Raw genomic sequence first — 13,214 nt, forward strand, 5'->3', positions numbered from 1 at the left:
GCTTATTTGAGTCTAGAGTGATCAGTGGTAACAGCCAGTGACAATAGATGCCACTTTAGTATCCTTGGCTTCCTGGCTGCCGTTAAGCCTGCTTTTTTAAGAAGACGCCATGAGCGAACGAACAACTTCTGCAAGCTGGGCGATGGGAATAGTCAAGGCGTTGGAAATGGACGGCCTGGACTGCCGTGTGCTGTTCAAGCAATTGGGCCTGGACTACGCCGCCCTCAGTGACCCTGACGCGCGTTTTCCTCAGGACTCGATGACGCGGCTTTGGCAACGGGCAGTTGAGCTGTCGGGCAACCCGGCGATCGGCCTGAACATGGGCAAGGTTGTTCGCCCGGCGTCGTTTCATGTGGCCGGTTATGCGCTGATGTCCAGCAACACGTTGGCCGAGGGCTTTATGCGCCTGGTGCGTTATCAGCGCATCATCGCCGAAAGCGCCGACTTGAGCTTCCGACTCTTACCTGAAGGCTACGCGCTGATTCTGACAGTGCACGGCGACCACTTGCCACCGACCCGCCAGAGCGCCGAAGCCTCGCTGGCCAGTGCGTTGGCATTGTGCGGCTGGCTGACCGGCCGCACTTTGCAACCGCGCAAAGTGGTGCTGCAAGGCGATCAACCGGCGGACCTGACGCCTTACAAACAAGCCTTCCATGCGCCCCTGGAATTCAATGCACCTTATGACGCGCTGATTTTTGAGCAAGCCGACATGGACGCGCCGTTGCCCACGGCGAACGAAGCCATGGCGTTGCTGCATGATCGGTTTGCCGGTGAATACCTCGCGCGCTTTTCCGAGAGCCGCGTGACCCACAAGGCGCGGCAAGTGCTGTGCCGTCTGCTGCCCCAGGGCGAACCCAAACGCGAAGTGGTCGCCCAGACCTTGCACCTGTCCCAGCGCACCTTGCAGCGGCGCTTGCAGGAGGAGGGCACCAGTTTCCAGACATTGCTCGACGACACCCGCCGCGAACTCGCCGAGCAGTACCTGGCGCAGCCCAGCATGACCCTGCTGGAGATTGCCTACCTGTTGGGGTTTGCCGACCCGAGCAATTTTTTCCGCGCGTTCCGCCGTTGGTTCGATGCCACGCCCGGCGAATACCGGGCGCGGTTGCTCGAAGCGTCGACGGTCAGTGCCGCCAAAACGCCGGAATGCACAGAACAAAGACTGTAATGATCTCCAGTCGGCCCAGCAGCATGCCGAACGACAGGATCCACTTGGCCGCATCCGGCAGGCTGGCGAAGTTACCGGCCGGGCCGATGGTTTCGCCCAGGCCCGGGCCCACGCCGGAAACGGTGCTGGCCGCGCCGGTCAATGCGGTCATCCAGTCCAGCCCCAGCAGCGACAATGCCAGGGCAATGGCGCAGATGGTGATGGCGAAGAAGAACGAAAAGGTCAGAATCGAACGCACGATCTCTTCGTCGAGGCGGTGGCCGTTGTACTTCTGCTTGATCACCGCGCGCGGGTGAATCAGCTGGTTCAGGTTGGCCTTGAGCAGGATATAGGCGACCTGGAAACGGAAGATCTTGATCCCGCCCGCCGTGGAGCCCGAGCAGCCGCCAACAAAGCCCAGGTAGAAGAACAGCATCAGTGAGAAGTTGCCCCAGATGCTGTAGTCCCCGAGTGCAAAACCGGTCGTCGTCACCACCGACGTGACGTTCACCGCCACATGACGCAGCGCATCGAACCACGGCAGGTCGGTGGTCCACCAGTACCAGGTGCCCAGTACCAGCCAGGTCACCAGCAGCAGCCCGAGCAAGCCTTGCACCTGTTGATCCTTGATCAGCGCCCGACGGTTGCCGCGCAAGGTGGCGACATACAGGGTGAACGGCAAGCTGCCGAGGATCATCACCACCACGGCGACCCAGTGCACCGCCGGTTGTTTCCAGTGGGCCAGGGATTCATCAGAGGTGGAAAACCCGCCGGTGGAAATCGCCGACATCGCGTGGTTGATCGCATCAAACAGCCCCATCCCGGCCCACCAGAACGCCAGGCTGCCGAGGATGGTGATGCCCACGTACGCGGCCACAATCAGGCGCGCCACCATGTGCGAGCGAGGCATGACTTTTTCAGAGCGATCCGAGGACTCGGTCTGGAACAGGCGCATGCCACCAATGCGCAGCAGTGGCAGGATCGCCACCGCCATGCCGATAAAGCCGATGCCGCCGAGCCAGTGCAGCAGCGAGCGCCACATCAGGATGCCCGGTGACATGCTGTCCAGCCCGCTCAAGACGGTGGAGCCGGTGGCGGTAATGCCCGACATGCTTTCGAAGAAGGAGTCGGTGTAGCTGATGTGCTGGGTCAGTAAAAACGGCAGCGCGGCGAACACGCAGACCACCAGCCAACTGCTGACGGTCAGCAGGTACATGTCTCGGGGGCGCAGGTGTACGTGTTCGGGGCGGCCAGGAATGACCAGCGCCAGGCCAGCGAGAAAGGTGATCAGGCTGGCCCACAGGAACGAGGGCAGGTCGCTGGTGCGTTCGAAAATCACCAGGGTGGCCATCGGGATGACCATGGCGATCGCGAGGGTGATCAGGAAGATGCCGATGATGAAACCGATGATGCGTAAGGTCGGCAACGCCATGAAGAAAGCTCGGGTGTTGGGAGAGTGGCGCCATTCTACCCGCGGTGCAGGGCTTGTAAACCGGGGCTTGGGAGCGACGTCGATCAAATGTGGGGTTTGTGGTGGTCATCGGGCTCCATTAGACGGACATAAAAAAGGCGACCCGAAGGTCGCCTCATTCAACGCGGCGCGGATCAGAACTCGTGATCAGCGTTATCCGGGTTCAAGTCGCTGATACCCAGCTTGCCCGCCGCGGCCTCGATCGAACCGGTCTGCTTGACCAGCGCGGCGATGGCGTCACGCACGATCTGGTTGCCCGCGTCGTTACCCGCGGCGATCAGTTGGTCGTAGTGCTCGCCCTTGTTGGCGTGGTCAACCATGACCTGGATCTTCGCTTCGGTCGACGCCAGGTCAGCCTTGAGCGCGGTGTCGGCGGCCGGATCAGCTTTGGCCACCAGGGACGACAAGCTCGGCCCCGTCATCTTGGTGCCGTCAGTGCGGGTGTACTCGCCCAGGTAAACGTTACGAATGCCCTTGGCGTCGTAGAAATGCGAGTTGTGGGTGTTGTCGCTGAAGCAGTCTTGCTCGTCTTCCGGCGAGTTGGCTTCCAGGGACACCTTCATGCGCTCACCGGCCAGCTCGCCGAGGGACAGGCTGCCCATGCCGAACAACATTTTGCGCAGGCCGTCGGTGGCCGGTTCGGCCTCCAGGGTGGCGCGGTAGTTGTCTTCGACGTTGGGTTTCCAGTTGCCGACCATTTCTTCCAGGTCGCTGACCAGCAGCTGAGTCACCGCGCGCAGGTAGGTGCGACGACGCTCGTTGTTGCCGCCGGTGGCACCGTCACCGGTCATGTAATCCGACGCAGGGCGGTTGCCCGCGCCTGGGCCGGTGCCGTTGAGGTCCTGGCCCCACAGCAGGAATTCGATGGCGTGGTAGCCGGTGGCGACGTTGGCCTCGGAACCGCCCAGCTCATTGAGGCTGGCGAGTTTTTCCGGGGTGATTTCTTTCACGTCGACCTTGTCTTCGCCCACCTGGATCTCGGTGTTGGCGATGATGTTGGCGTTGGCGCCTGGGTTACCCAGGGCGTGCTCGTAGGATTTGTCGACGTAATCGATCAGGCCTTCGTCCAGCGGCCAGGCGTTAACTTGGCCTTCCCAGTCGTCGATGATGGTGTTGCCGAAGCGGAACACTTCACTCTGCAGGTACGGTACGCGCGCGGCGATCCAGGCGGTACGGGCCGCTTTGAGGGTGTCGTCGTTCGGGTTGGCGAGGAAGGTGTCGATTGCGGTTTGCAGGGTTTTTGCGGTGGATTCGGCATCGCTGTACACCGCGAACACCATGTCAGCGTAGTGCGCGACCACGGCCTTGGCGGCCGCTTCGTCGACCTGGCCTGCCGGGGTGGCAGCCGCTGGAGCGGTGGTGCTGGCAGCCGGGGTCGGCGCTTGGGGCGCGGCGGCCTTGTCTTTACCTTCGCCGCAACCGGCGAGAGAAATGGCAATGGCCAGCAGACTGGCGGTGGCCAGGGGCATACGAATCATGGCGAACATCCTGCTTCGGTTGTTGATGGGGCGCGCGGGGAGCGCAAAAACTGCGACATAATGCGAAAGATTTGCATTTTGTGTAAAGGTTTATACGAGGGAAATATTTAGTATTGTTTTCAGCGTTCAGAGAATCGCCGCGTTGTCGCGCTCGGACTGTTTCAGATACGCCGCCAACTCCCGGGCCGGCAGCGGTTTGCTGTAGTGGTAGCCCTGGCCCTCGTGGCAGCCCTCGGAAATGATGTAGGCCTCCTGCTCGGCGGTTTCCACGCCTTCGGCGATCACCTGCATGCCCAGGCTTTTGCCCAGTTGGATAATGGCGCGCACGATGGTTGCGTCGTCGTCGTCATCGAGCAGGTCCTGGACGAAGCTCTTGTCGATCTTGATCTTGTCCAGCGGCAGGCTTTTCAGGTAGCTGAGGGACGAATAGCCGGTGCCGAAGTCATCAATTGCAATCAGCGCCCCGGAACGGCGCAGGCTCAGCAAGTGCTGGGCGGCGGTGCTGATGTCTTCCATCAGGCCGGTCTCGGTCACTTCCAGTTCAAGGCTGCGTGGCGGCAGGCGGTAAATCTGCATGAGGTTGTTGACCACCCGCGGCAGCTCGGTGTGGTGCAACTGCACGGTGGACAGGTTGACCGCCATGCGCAGGGTGGTGAAGCCCAGGTCATGCCATTCGCGCAATTGCCGGCAGGCCTGGTCGAGTACCCATTCGCCAATCGGAATAATGGTGCCGTTCTGTTCGGCCAACGGGATGAACAAATCGGGCGGCACCAGGCCGTGTTCCGGATGCTGCCAGCGGATCAAGGCTTCCACGCCCACCACGCGGTGGTCGCGGTAGCTGATCTGCGGTTGGTAGACCAGGTGAAACTGGTCGCGGCTGAGGGCGTCGCGCAGGTCTTTTTCCAGCTCGCGGCGCCGGCGCATTTCACTGTCGACGCTGGCGATATAGAACTGGTAGCGGTTGCGCGAGCGGCTCTTGGCCAGGGTCATGGTCTGTTCGGCTTTTTGCAGCAGCTTCTCGGTGCTGTCGCCGTCTTCCGGGAACAACGTGATACCGATGGTCGCGCGCAGGCGAATCTGCTCATGCTCGAGGGCAAATTCGGCTTCCAGGTCATCCAGGATGCTTTGTGCCAGTTCGGCGGCTTCGTAAGGTTGGTCGATATCCGCCTGGACCAGCGCGAACTGATCGCCGCCCAGCCGGGCCAGGGCGCCGAGGCGGCCACTGTGGGCGCGCAAGCGATCGGCCAGGGCCAGCAGCAGTTTGTCACCGGCCTGATAAGTGAACTGTTCGTTGACGCTTTTGAAGTCATCCAGGCCTACGCACAACACCGCAACGCGGCGCTGTCGGCGGCCGGCGTCGATCAGGATCTTGTCCAGTTGCTCCTGCAGTTTCTGGCGATTGGGCAGGCCGGTGAGGAAGTCGTACTGGGCCATGCGCAGCAGGCTCGATTCTGCCTCGTGCCGCAGGTGAGTATTGCGTTCGATGGATTCGAGCAACTCGTTGGCGGTGTTGATCCACAGGCCCAGCTCGTTGCGTTCGTGGCCCTTGATTTGGGGGATCTTGTGTTCGCTGGGCCGGTCCGGGTTGATCGACGTCAGGTGCTCGATAATCCGTGATAACGGCTTGGTCAGCAGCCAGTGATAAACCAGGTATAACACCAGCCCCATGGCCAGCGCGCGCAGTACGCCGGAAATAAAGATGATCACCGAGCTGACCAGAAAACCTTTGCCATAGGTGGCCGTGTCCAGGGTGATGCTCAGGTCACCGTAATACTCGCTGTAGGGGCCTTTGCCGACCAATGAGGTGGTGAAGGTGCGCTCCTGGCCAAGAATCAGGTCGGTCAGCCAGCGGGTGGGCGATTGCTGTAATGCGCGGCTTTTCTCCGCGAGCATGGTTTCGTTGGGATGGCCGATGGAGGCCATGCGCACGGCATCGTCCTGAAACAGGCCTTCGATTACCTGCATACCCATCTCGCGGTCCAGGCTGTAGACGGCCTGTGTCGAGGGGTCGCGAAACATGTCGAGGATGCGCTGGGCATCGCCGGCCACGGCCTGGCGCGTCTTGTAGGCATCGAAAACGATCTGCGCCACGCTCAGCGCCACGCCCACGATCAATGCCGACAGCAGCACCACCCGTAGCAACTTCACCGACAAGCTGTTTTTGAGTTCCAGCTTCAAAGGGGCATTCCTTGTTCCATGCGGGTGGCCTCAATATGCCATGAGTATTGGCAATCTCGTGATGGCAGTCAAAGGAACATTAGGGCATCGGCAGGTTTGACGAGGAACTTGAGAGGGGCGCCGGGGCGAGGCGGACATGGATCCGCCTGCCTTGAGCAATTCCCGTGGGCGCAGTGGATGCGCTGGGAACTGACGCTTTTTTACGCGACGTTGATGTTGACGGTGCTGTTGGTGGATTCGTTGTTCGAAAAATTCACACGTTCCTTGTTGTGCATGTCTTCATGCGCAATCTTGTTTTGATCACCTTCACCTTGCTTGTTGCCAGATTGCGACTGAGCCATTTGACCGGCCGCTTTGGCGAGCTCGGTCACAGCTTTGAGGCCCTCTTGGGCCAAACCGGCAACCATAGGGAGCATGGATGTTATTGCGCCGATGGTCATAGTAATTTCTCCGACAGGTACGAGAGGCGAATTCCTCACACTGTCTACGTGGCAAGATCCGCGCACCGAGTTCCAGCCACCAGAGCACAATTCACTGCCCATAAAAAAGCCCGGCACGATGGCCGGGCTCTCTTTACCGCAAGCGTTGCTTAGGCAGTGAAGGTCTTGCCTTCGAACTGCTCAGCCACGAACTTCCAGTTGACCAGGTTCCAGAACGCTTCCACATACTTTGGACGCACGTTGCGGTAGTCGATGTAGTAAGCGTGTTCCCAGACGTCGCAGGTCAGCAGCGGGGTGTCGCCGCTGGTCAGCGGGTTGCCGGCGCCGATGGTGCTGGCCAGGGCCAGGGAACCGTCAGCCTTTTTCACCAGCCAGCCCCAACCGGAACCGAAGGTGCCGACGGACGTCTTGGTGAACTCTTCTTTGAACTTGTCGAACGAACCGAAAGCGGCGTTGATAGCCTCAGCCAGTGCGCCGGTAGGTTGGCCGCCGGCGTTTGGCGCCAGGCAGTTCCAGTAGAAAGTGTGGTTCCAGACCTGAGCGGCGTTGTTGAAGATGCCGCCCGAAGAAGACTTGACGATTTCTTCCAGGGTCTTGCCTTCGAACTCGGTGCCTGGCACCAGGTTGTTCAGGTTCACGACATAGGTGTTGTGGTGCTTGTCGTGGTGGTATTCCAAGGTTTCCTTGGAAATGTGCGGCTGCAGGGCATCGTGTGCGTAGGGCAGCGGCGGCAATTCGAAAGCCATGATGATTCTCCTAATCAGGTCAGTTGCGGTGAGCGCAAGGCCGATCACGGGCGGCCAAACAAGCGCCGGGGAGTTTGTACTCTTTGCGGCGCAGGGTCCGGATCATAGCACCGGGGGTGCGGCAAAACCACGCAACAACTGTGTGGGATAGAGGTTCCAGAGCGTTTTGGAATATTCATCAAGCACTGATCAATTGATACGCCACGCTGAACATCATCGCCGCCACCAGAAAGTCCAACAGCCGCCACGTAGCGGGGCGCGCGAGCCAGGGTGCCAGCCACGCAGCGCCCAATGCCAGTGTGGCAAACCACAGGAATGACGCGCTGGCGGCACCGGCTACGTAGGCGCCGGGTTCAGTTTGTTGAGCGCCCAATGAGCCAATCAACAGCACGGTGTCCAGGTACACATGCGGGTTGAGCAGGGTCACCGCCAGGGCACTGAGCAACACCGCGCGCAGCGAGCGCACCTTGAGGTTTTCGCCCTGTTCCAGACTTTGCCTGGAACACGCGCGGCGCAGCGCCAGGGTGCCGTACCACAGCAGGAATGCCGCGCCACCCCAGCGGGCGATTGCCAGCAGCAGCGGGTTCTGCGCCAGCACCGTGGCCAGGCCGAATACCCCGGCAGCTACAAGTATTGCATCGCACACGATGCACAGCGCGGCCACCGGCAGGTGGTGTTCACGGCGCAGGCTTTGCGCCAGCACAAACGCATTCTGGGTGCCGATCGCCATGATCAGGCCGAGGGCCACCAGCAGCCCGTTCACATAGCTTTGCCACATAAGGGTTACTCCGCGTTTGCTGCCAATTGGCGCAATACATCCATGGCCCGCTCAGCATCGCTGCGGCCGACAAACAGGTGGTCGTGGTAGTAACCGGCGATCACGTTGCAGCTGATGCCGGCTTGGCCCAGCGCGCTGGCAAAGGCCGCGGTTAAACCCACGGCTTCCAGGGCGGAGTGCACGTTCAAGGTGATCCACGCAGCGACATAGTCAAACGCCAGCCCGGCGTGCTCTGCCTGTTGGCGCTCTAGAATCAGCGTCAGCCCTTCCTGTTCGCGAAAGCTGCCGATCACGTCGCACCCCTGCGGCACGCGCTGATCGGGCAGGGTGCAGAACACATAATCGCCGTCATTGAGGTGCGGGCTCATGCTGCGCAGCAACGTTGCCAGGGCGGTTTCACCGGCCATGTGAGAATTCCTTGATAGAGAGAGAAGCAATGCTGGTCATTCTCACGGGCTACGCTGTATAAGAAAAACCAATATTGCTGATCGCTCATTAGAGAAACTGATGTTCGACTATAAATTGCTGTCCGCATTGGCCGCGGTGGTGGAACAGGCCGGCTTTGAACGCGGCGCCCAGGTGCTGGGGCTTTCGCAGTCGGCGATTTCTCAACGCATCAAGTTGCTTGAGGCGCGCATCGGTCAGCCGGTGTTGGTGCGGGCCTCGCCGCCGACGCCCACCGACATAGGCCGGCGCCTGCTCAACCACGTGCAACAAGTGCGCTTGCTGGAGCGCGACCTGCAAAGCCAGGTGCCGGCGCTGGACGAGGAGGGCATGCCCGAGCGTTTGCGCATCGCGCTGAATGCCGACAGCCTTGCCACCTGGTGGGCTGAGGCCGTCAGCGACTTTTGCGCCGAGCAGCATTTGCTGCTGGACCTGGTGGTGGAAGACCAGACCGTTGGTCTCAAGCGTATGCGCGCCGGTGAGGTGGCGGCCTGTATTTGCGCCAGCGAGCGCCCCGTGGCTGGGGCGCGCAGCCTGTTGCTCGGCGCCATGCGCTATCGCGCGTTGGCCAGCCCTGCGTTTATTGCCCGGCATTTCCCTGACGGTGTGCGTGCCGATCAACTGGCACGAACACCGGCGCTGGTGTTCGGCCCGGATGATTTCCTGCAACACCGTTACCTGGCGTCCCTGGGAGTAGATGGCGGTTTCGAGCACCATTTATGCCCGTCGTCCGAAGGCTTTATCCGTTTGACCGAAGCCGGCCTGGGCTGGGGGCTGGTGCCCGAATTACAGGTGCGCGACCAACTGCAAACCGGCGTATTGGTCGAGTTGTTGCCAGATAAGCCCATCGACGTGCCGTTGTACTGGCATCATTGGCGCAGTGGCGGGCAACTGTTGGGCTTGTTGACCGACCATTTGGCCCAGGCATGTGGCCAATGGTTGGTGCCCTATCAGCAGTAACAAGCGTCAAGCTGCAAGCTGCAAGAGAAAAGCTTGCGGATCGTTTTTAACTTGTGGCTTGAAGCTTGACGCTGGCAGCTGCATCCGTAGGAGGCTACATGAAGATTCTGGTCACCGGCGCAAGCGGCTTCATCGGCGGGCGCTTCGCGCGGTTCGCTCTGGAGCAAGGCCTGGACGTACGGGTCAACGGGCGGCGCGCCGAAGGTGTGGAACACCTGGTACGGCGCGGTGCCGAGTTTATCCAGGGTGATTTGAATGATGCCGACCTTGTGCGCGATCTGTGCCGAGACGTCGAAGCCGTGGTGCATTGCGCCGGCGCCGTCGGGCTGTGGGGCAAGTATCAGGACTTCCATCAAGGCAATGTGCTGGTCACTGAAAACGTCGTCGAAGCCTGTCTCAAGCAGCGCGTCGGCCGGCTGGTGCACCTGTCGTCGCCGTCGATCTACTTTGACGGGCGTGATCACCTGGGGCTGACCGAAGAGCAAGTGCCAAAGCGCTTCAAGCACCCGTATGCCGCTACCAAGTACCTGGCGGAGCAGAAGGTGTTCGGTGCCCAGGAATTCGGCCTGGAAGTGCTGGCCTTGCGCCCGCGCTTTGTCACGGGCGCCGGTGACATGAGCATTTTTCCGCGCCTGTTGAAAATGCAGCGCAAGAACCGCCTGGCCATCGTCGGCGATGGCCTGAACAAGGTCGATTTCACCAGCGTGCACAACCTCAACGAAGCGTTGCTCAGCAGTTTGCTGGCGACCGGCTCGGCGCTGGGCAAGGCTTACAACATCAGCAACGGCGCGCCTGTGCCGGTGTGGGACGTGGTCAACTACGTGATGCGCCAGATGGACATGCCCCAGGTCACGCGTTATCGGTCTTACGGCTTGTCCTACAGCGTGGCGGCGTTGAACGAGGCATTCTGCGCGATGTGGCCGGGGCGTCCGGAGCCAGCGTTGTCGCGCCTGGGCATGCAGGTGATGAACAAAGATTTCACCCTCGACATCAGCCGCGCGAGGCATTATCTCGACTACGAGCCCAAGGTCAGCCTGTGGACCGCCCTCGACGAATTCTGCAGTTGGTGGAAAGCTCAGGATCCGGGGCTCAAGTAAGTTCACAAGCGGCAATACATCGGGAACCGAATGTGCGGTTCCGGGTCGATCAGTGCGGCGCGAACGCGGTTTATACTGCCGTCGCTCGGCTTTTCAGGTAGCCATCTCACCGATTCAGGGTTGATTCATGCGTAACGATGCTAAAGACGATTTCGACAACGTTCCCAGCCTGCGGGCAGACATCGGGGATGATGATGATTTCGAGCCGACACCTGCTACCTCCGTGCGCTCGCGCAATACGCCGGTGGTCAAGGTCAAGAGCGCCACGACCGGCCCGTTGTGGGCACTGGTGGGCGCGCTGCTGATCGCCTTTGCGGGCCTTGCCTGGTGGAGCTTTCAGCAGATCTCCCTGATGGGCCAGCAATTGGTTGCCACGCAAGAAAGCTTTGCGCGCATCAGCGAAGAAGCGGCGGGGCGTTTGCAGGACATTTCCGGCAAGGTGGTCGCCAGCGAAGCCAACGTGAACAACGGCAGCGAAGCGCTCAAGTTGCAAATCAAGCAGCTGGAAGCGCAGTTGCAGGAGCAAGGCAAGCAGCAGGTCGGCGTCGCCGGCCAGGCGAGCGAGCTGGACCAGCGCCTGGCACAGATGACCGCCAGCACGACCGACCTGGCCAATGCGAATGCCAAGTTACAGGGCCAGGTGCAGGCGTTGACCGACGCGGTGGCAACGCTCAAGGCGGCGCAAAGCGAAATCAAAGACCTGTCTGCCGACGTGGCCGCCCTGAAAAAACAGGGCAACCCGAGCGCGGCGATTGCGCGCCTGGAGCAGGACCTGGTGGTACTCAAAAGCGCCCAGGACAACCAGCCCGCCAACAGCGATGCGCCGACCAATAAAGAGTTCGACGTGTTCCGTATCCAGACCACGCGCAACATCACTACGTTGCAGAGCCAGGTGCAGAACCTGCAGCAACAGCTCAACGAGCCGGCGAAAGTCAGGCCTCTAGGGGGGCAGTGATAGTCGGTGTGAGCCGGTTTCAAACTGTGGGAGCTGGCTTGCCTGCGATAGCGGTCTGCCAGCTCATGCTTTGTAACTGACCCACCGCTGTCGCAGGCAAACCAGCTCCCACAATCAGATGGGGGCCAGAGTTGGGCGCAGGGCTCGCGTCTGAATTGTCACCGGCTGGTGACATTTCCAGTCCCCTTCGTTACTTGCCCTCATCGCACCCTTGTTTAGACTCCGGTCATCCCATAAAAAATAATAAGGGCTACCCATGACCATGCAACCACTGCCTGCCAGTAGTTGGCTGAACGCACCTGCCCATCACAGCTGGCTCGCCACCGAAGGCCAGCGCCTGCTGGCATTCGCCAAGGCCTCGCGCCTGCCTGACGGTTTTGGCAACCTCGATGATCAAGGCCAATTGCCGGCCGATGCCCACGCCGAAACCATGAACACCGCCCGCATGACCCACAGCTTCGCCATGGCCCACGCCATGGGCCTGCCCGGTTATGCCGACCTGGTGGCGCACGGCGTCGCGGCCCTGAGTGGCCCATTGCGTGATAGCGAGCACGGCGGTTGGTTCGCCGCGGCCCACGCCGTCGATGGCAACCGTGGCAAGGCCGCTTACCTGCATGCTTTCGTTGCCCTTGCCGCGAGTTCGGCGGTGGCAGTGGGCGCGCCCGGTGCTCAGAATCTGTTGAACGACGCCGTGCACATCATCGACCAGTTTTTCTGGAGCGAGGAGGAGGGCGCCATGCTCGAGTCCTTTGCCCAGGACTGGACCGGTGTGGAGGCTTACCGCGGCGCCAACAGCAACATGCACGCTACCGAAGCGTTTCTGGCGCTGGCCGATGTCACCGCAGACACGCGCTGGCTGGACCGCGCACTGCGCATTGTCGAGCGCGTTATTCACACCAGCGCCGCCGGCAACCAGTTCATGGTCATCGAGCATTTCGACGCCCAGTGGCAACCGCTGCTGGGCTACAACGAAGACAATCCCGCCGACGGCTTTCGCCCTTATGGCATCACCCCCGGCCACGGTTTTGAGTGGGCACGGCTGCTGCTGCACCTGGAGGCCGCCCGCCTGCAAGCCGGGCTGACGACCCCGGACTGGCTGGTCACCGATGCCAAGGGCTTGTTCGCCAGTGCCTGCGAATACGCCTGGGCCGTGGACGGTGCGCCGGGCATTGTCTACACGCTCGATTGGAACCACCGCCCGGTGGTGCGCGAGCGCCTGCACTGGACCCATGCCGAAGCCAGCGCCGCTGCCCAAGCGTTGCTCAAACGCACCGCAGAGCTGCATTACGAAACCTGGTATCGGCGGTTTTGGGAGTTTTGCGAAAACCACTTTATCGACCGTGTCCATGGCAGCTGGCACCACGAGCTGAGCCCGCACAACCAGCCCAGCAGCAAGATCTGGGGCGGCAAGCCAGACCTTTATCACGCCTGGCAAGCGGTGGTGCTGCCTGCGCTACCCTTGTCACCCAGCATGACCAGCGCTTTGGCACAGGGTTGTTATGTCACCAAATGGTGACATT

At 61.1% G+C, this 13,214-nt stretch carries 12 protein-coding genes; 5 read left to right on the forward strand and 7 right to left on the reverse strand.

What is annotated here, in order from left to right; translation table 11 throughout:
• Window positions 1-109 precede the first annotated feature (109 nt).
• A complete protein-coding gene (locus ACM530_RS16645; RefSeq protein WP_242196354.1) occupies window positions 110-1,168 on the forward strand; it encodes an AraC family transcriptional regulator in 1,059 nt (352 codons plus the stop codon).
• Here the strand turns inward: ACM530_RS16645 and ACM530_RS16650 are convergent.
• The 7 genes from ACM530_RS16650 to ACM530_RS16680 all read right to left on the reverse strand — a co-directional run bounded on the left by ACM530_RS16650 (window position 1,125) and on the right by ACM530_RS16680 (window position 8,645).
• Window positions 1,125-2,579 (reverse strand): TrkH family potassium uptake protein, encoded by a 1,455-nt coding sequence (locus ACM530_RS16650; RefSeq protein WP_106578429.1) that lies wholly within the window; start codon window positions 2,577-2,579, stop codon window positions 1,125-1,127. The two genes, ACM530_RS16645 and ACM530_RS16650, sit on opposite strands and share 44 nt — an antisense overlap.
• A gap of 173 nt (window positions 2,580-2,752) precedes the next feature.
• Entirely contained in the window at window positions 2,753-4,096 is a 1,344-nt protein-coding gene (locus ACM530_RS16655) for an imelysin family protein (protein WP_145159538.1), read from the reverse strand.
• Window positions 4,097-4,222: 126 nt separating this feature from the next.
• Window positions 4,223-6,274 carry a putative bifunctional diguanylate cyclase/phosphodiesterase gene (locus ACM530_RS16660; protein ID WP_145159537.1) on the reverse strand — a complete coding sequence of 684 codons (2,052 nt, stop codon included), beginning with the start codon at window positions 6,272-6,274 and terminating at the stop codon, window positions 4,223-4,225.
• Between the two features lie 200 nt (window positions 6,275-6,474).
• Window positions 6,475-6,714, reverse strand: a complete 240-nt coding sequence (locus ACM530_RS16665; protein WP_145159536.1) for a hypothetical protein — start codon at window positions 6,712-6,714, stop codon at window positions 6,475-6,477.
• Between the two features lie 149 nt (window positions 6,715-6,863).
• Window positions 6,864-7,460, reverse strand: a complete 597-nt coding sequence (locus tag ACM530_RS16670) for a superoxide dismutase (protein ID WP_003212997.1) — start codon at window positions 7,458-7,460, stop codon at window positions 6,864-6,866.
• 178 nt (window positions 7,461-7,638) lie between these two features.
• Window positions 7,639-8,238 carry a LysE/ArgO family amino acid transporter gene (locus ACM530_RS16675; RefSeq protein ID WP_145159534.1) on the reverse strand — a complete coding sequence of 200 codons (600 nt, stop codon included), beginning with the start codon at window positions 8,236-8,238 and terminating at the stop codon, window positions 7,639-7,641.
• Between the two features lie 5 nt (window positions 8,239-8,243).
• A complete protein-coding gene (locus ACM530_RS16680) occupies window positions 8,244-8,645 on the reverse strand; it encodes an ACT domain-containing protein (RefSeq protein ID WP_145159532.1) in 402 nt (133 codons plus the stop codon).
• 100 nt (window positions 8,646-8,745) lie between these two features.
• Between ACM530_RS16680 and ACM530_RS16685 the strand changes: the two genes are divergently transcribed.
• The 4 genes from ACM530_RS16685 to ACM530_RS16700 all read left to right on the forward strand — a co-directional run bounded on the left by ACM530_RS16685 (window position 8,746) and on the right by ACM530_RS16700 (window position 13,210).
• A complete protein-coding gene (locus ACM530_RS16685; protein ID WP_145159530.1) occupies window positions 8,746-9,642 on the forward strand; it encodes a LysR family transcriptional regulator ArgP in 897 nt (298 codons plus the stop codon).
• A 98-nt stretch (window positions 9,643-9,740) separates the two neighbouring features.
• Window positions 9,741-10,739, forward strand: coding sequence for an NAD-dependent epimerase/dehydratase family protein (locus ACM530_RS16690; RefSeq protein ID WP_145159528.1), 999 nt, complete (start codon window positions 9,741-9,743; stop codon window positions 10,737-10,739).
• A gap of 127 nt (window positions 10,740-10,866) precedes the next feature.
• Window positions 10,867-11,694: an ATPase gene (locus ACM530_RS16695; protein WP_262210409.1), complete on the forward strand. Its 828-nt coding sequence runs from the start codon at window positions 10,867-10,869 to the stop codon at window positions 11,692-11,694.
• Between the two features lie 256 nt (window positions 11,695-11,950).
• Window positions 11,951-13,210 (forward strand): AGE family epimerase/isomerase, encoded by a 1,260-nt coding sequence (locus tag ACM530_RS16700; RefSeq protein WP_416362698.1) that lies wholly within the window; start codon window positions 11,951-11,953, stop codon window positions 13,208-13,210.
• Window positions 13,211-13,214 lie beyond the last annotated feature (4 nt).

It is taken from the genome of Pseudomonas sp. NFX183, assembly GCF_047943075.1.
Classification (GTDB): domain Bacteria; phylum Pseudomonadota; class Gammaproteobacteria; order Pseudomonadales; family Pseudomonadaceae; genus Aquipseudomonas.

Excerpts from the sequence above, each read along its gene's own strand:
- ACM530_RS16645 (WP_242196354.1), top strand. The coding sequence starts at position 110 with ATGAGCGAACGAACAACTTCTGCAAGCTGGGCGATGGGAATAGTCAAG.
- ACM530_RS16650 (WP_106578429.1), bottom strand. The coding sequence starts at position 2,579 with ATGGCGTTGCCGACCTTACGCATCATCGGTTTCATCATCGGCATCTTC.
- ACM530_RS16655 (WP_145159538.1), bottom strand. The coding sequence starts at position 4,096 with ATGATTCGTATGCCCCTGGCCACCGCCAGTCTGCTGGCCATTGCCATT.
- ACM530_RS16665 (WP_145159536.1), bottom strand. The coding sequence starts at position 6,714 with ATGACCATCGGCGCAATAACATCCATGCTCCCTATGGTTGCCGGTTTG.
- ACM530_RS16670 (WP_003212997.1), bottom strand. The coding sequence starts at position 7,460 with ATGGCTTTCGAATTGCCGCCGCTGCCCTACGCACACGATGCCCTGCAG.
- ACM530_RS16675 (WP_145159534.1), bottom strand. The coding sequence starts at position 8,238 with ATGTGGCAAAGCTATGTGAACGGGCTGCTGGTGGCCCTCGGCCTGATC.
- ACM530_RS16680 (WP_145159532.1), bottom strand. The coding sequence starts at position 8,645 with ATGGCCGGTGAAACCGCCCTGGCAACGTTGCTGCGCAGCATGAGCCCG.
- ACM530_RS16685 (WP_145159530.1), top strand. The coding sequence starts at position 8,746 with ATGTTCGACTATAAATTGCTGTCCGCATTGGCCGCGGTGGTGGAACAG.
- ACM530_RS16690 (WP_145159528.1), top strand. The coding sequence starts at position 9,741 with ATGAAGATTCTGGTCACCGGCGCAAGCGGCTTCATCGGCGGGCGCTTC.
- ACM530_RS16695 (WP_262210409.1), top strand. The coding sequence starts at position 10,867 with ATGCGTAACGATGCTAAAGACGATTTCGACAACGTTCCCAGCCTGCGG.
- ACM530_RS16700 (WP_416362698.1), top strand. The coding sequence starts at position 11,951 with ATGACCATGCAACCACTGCCTGCCAGTAGTTGGCTGAACGCACCTGCC.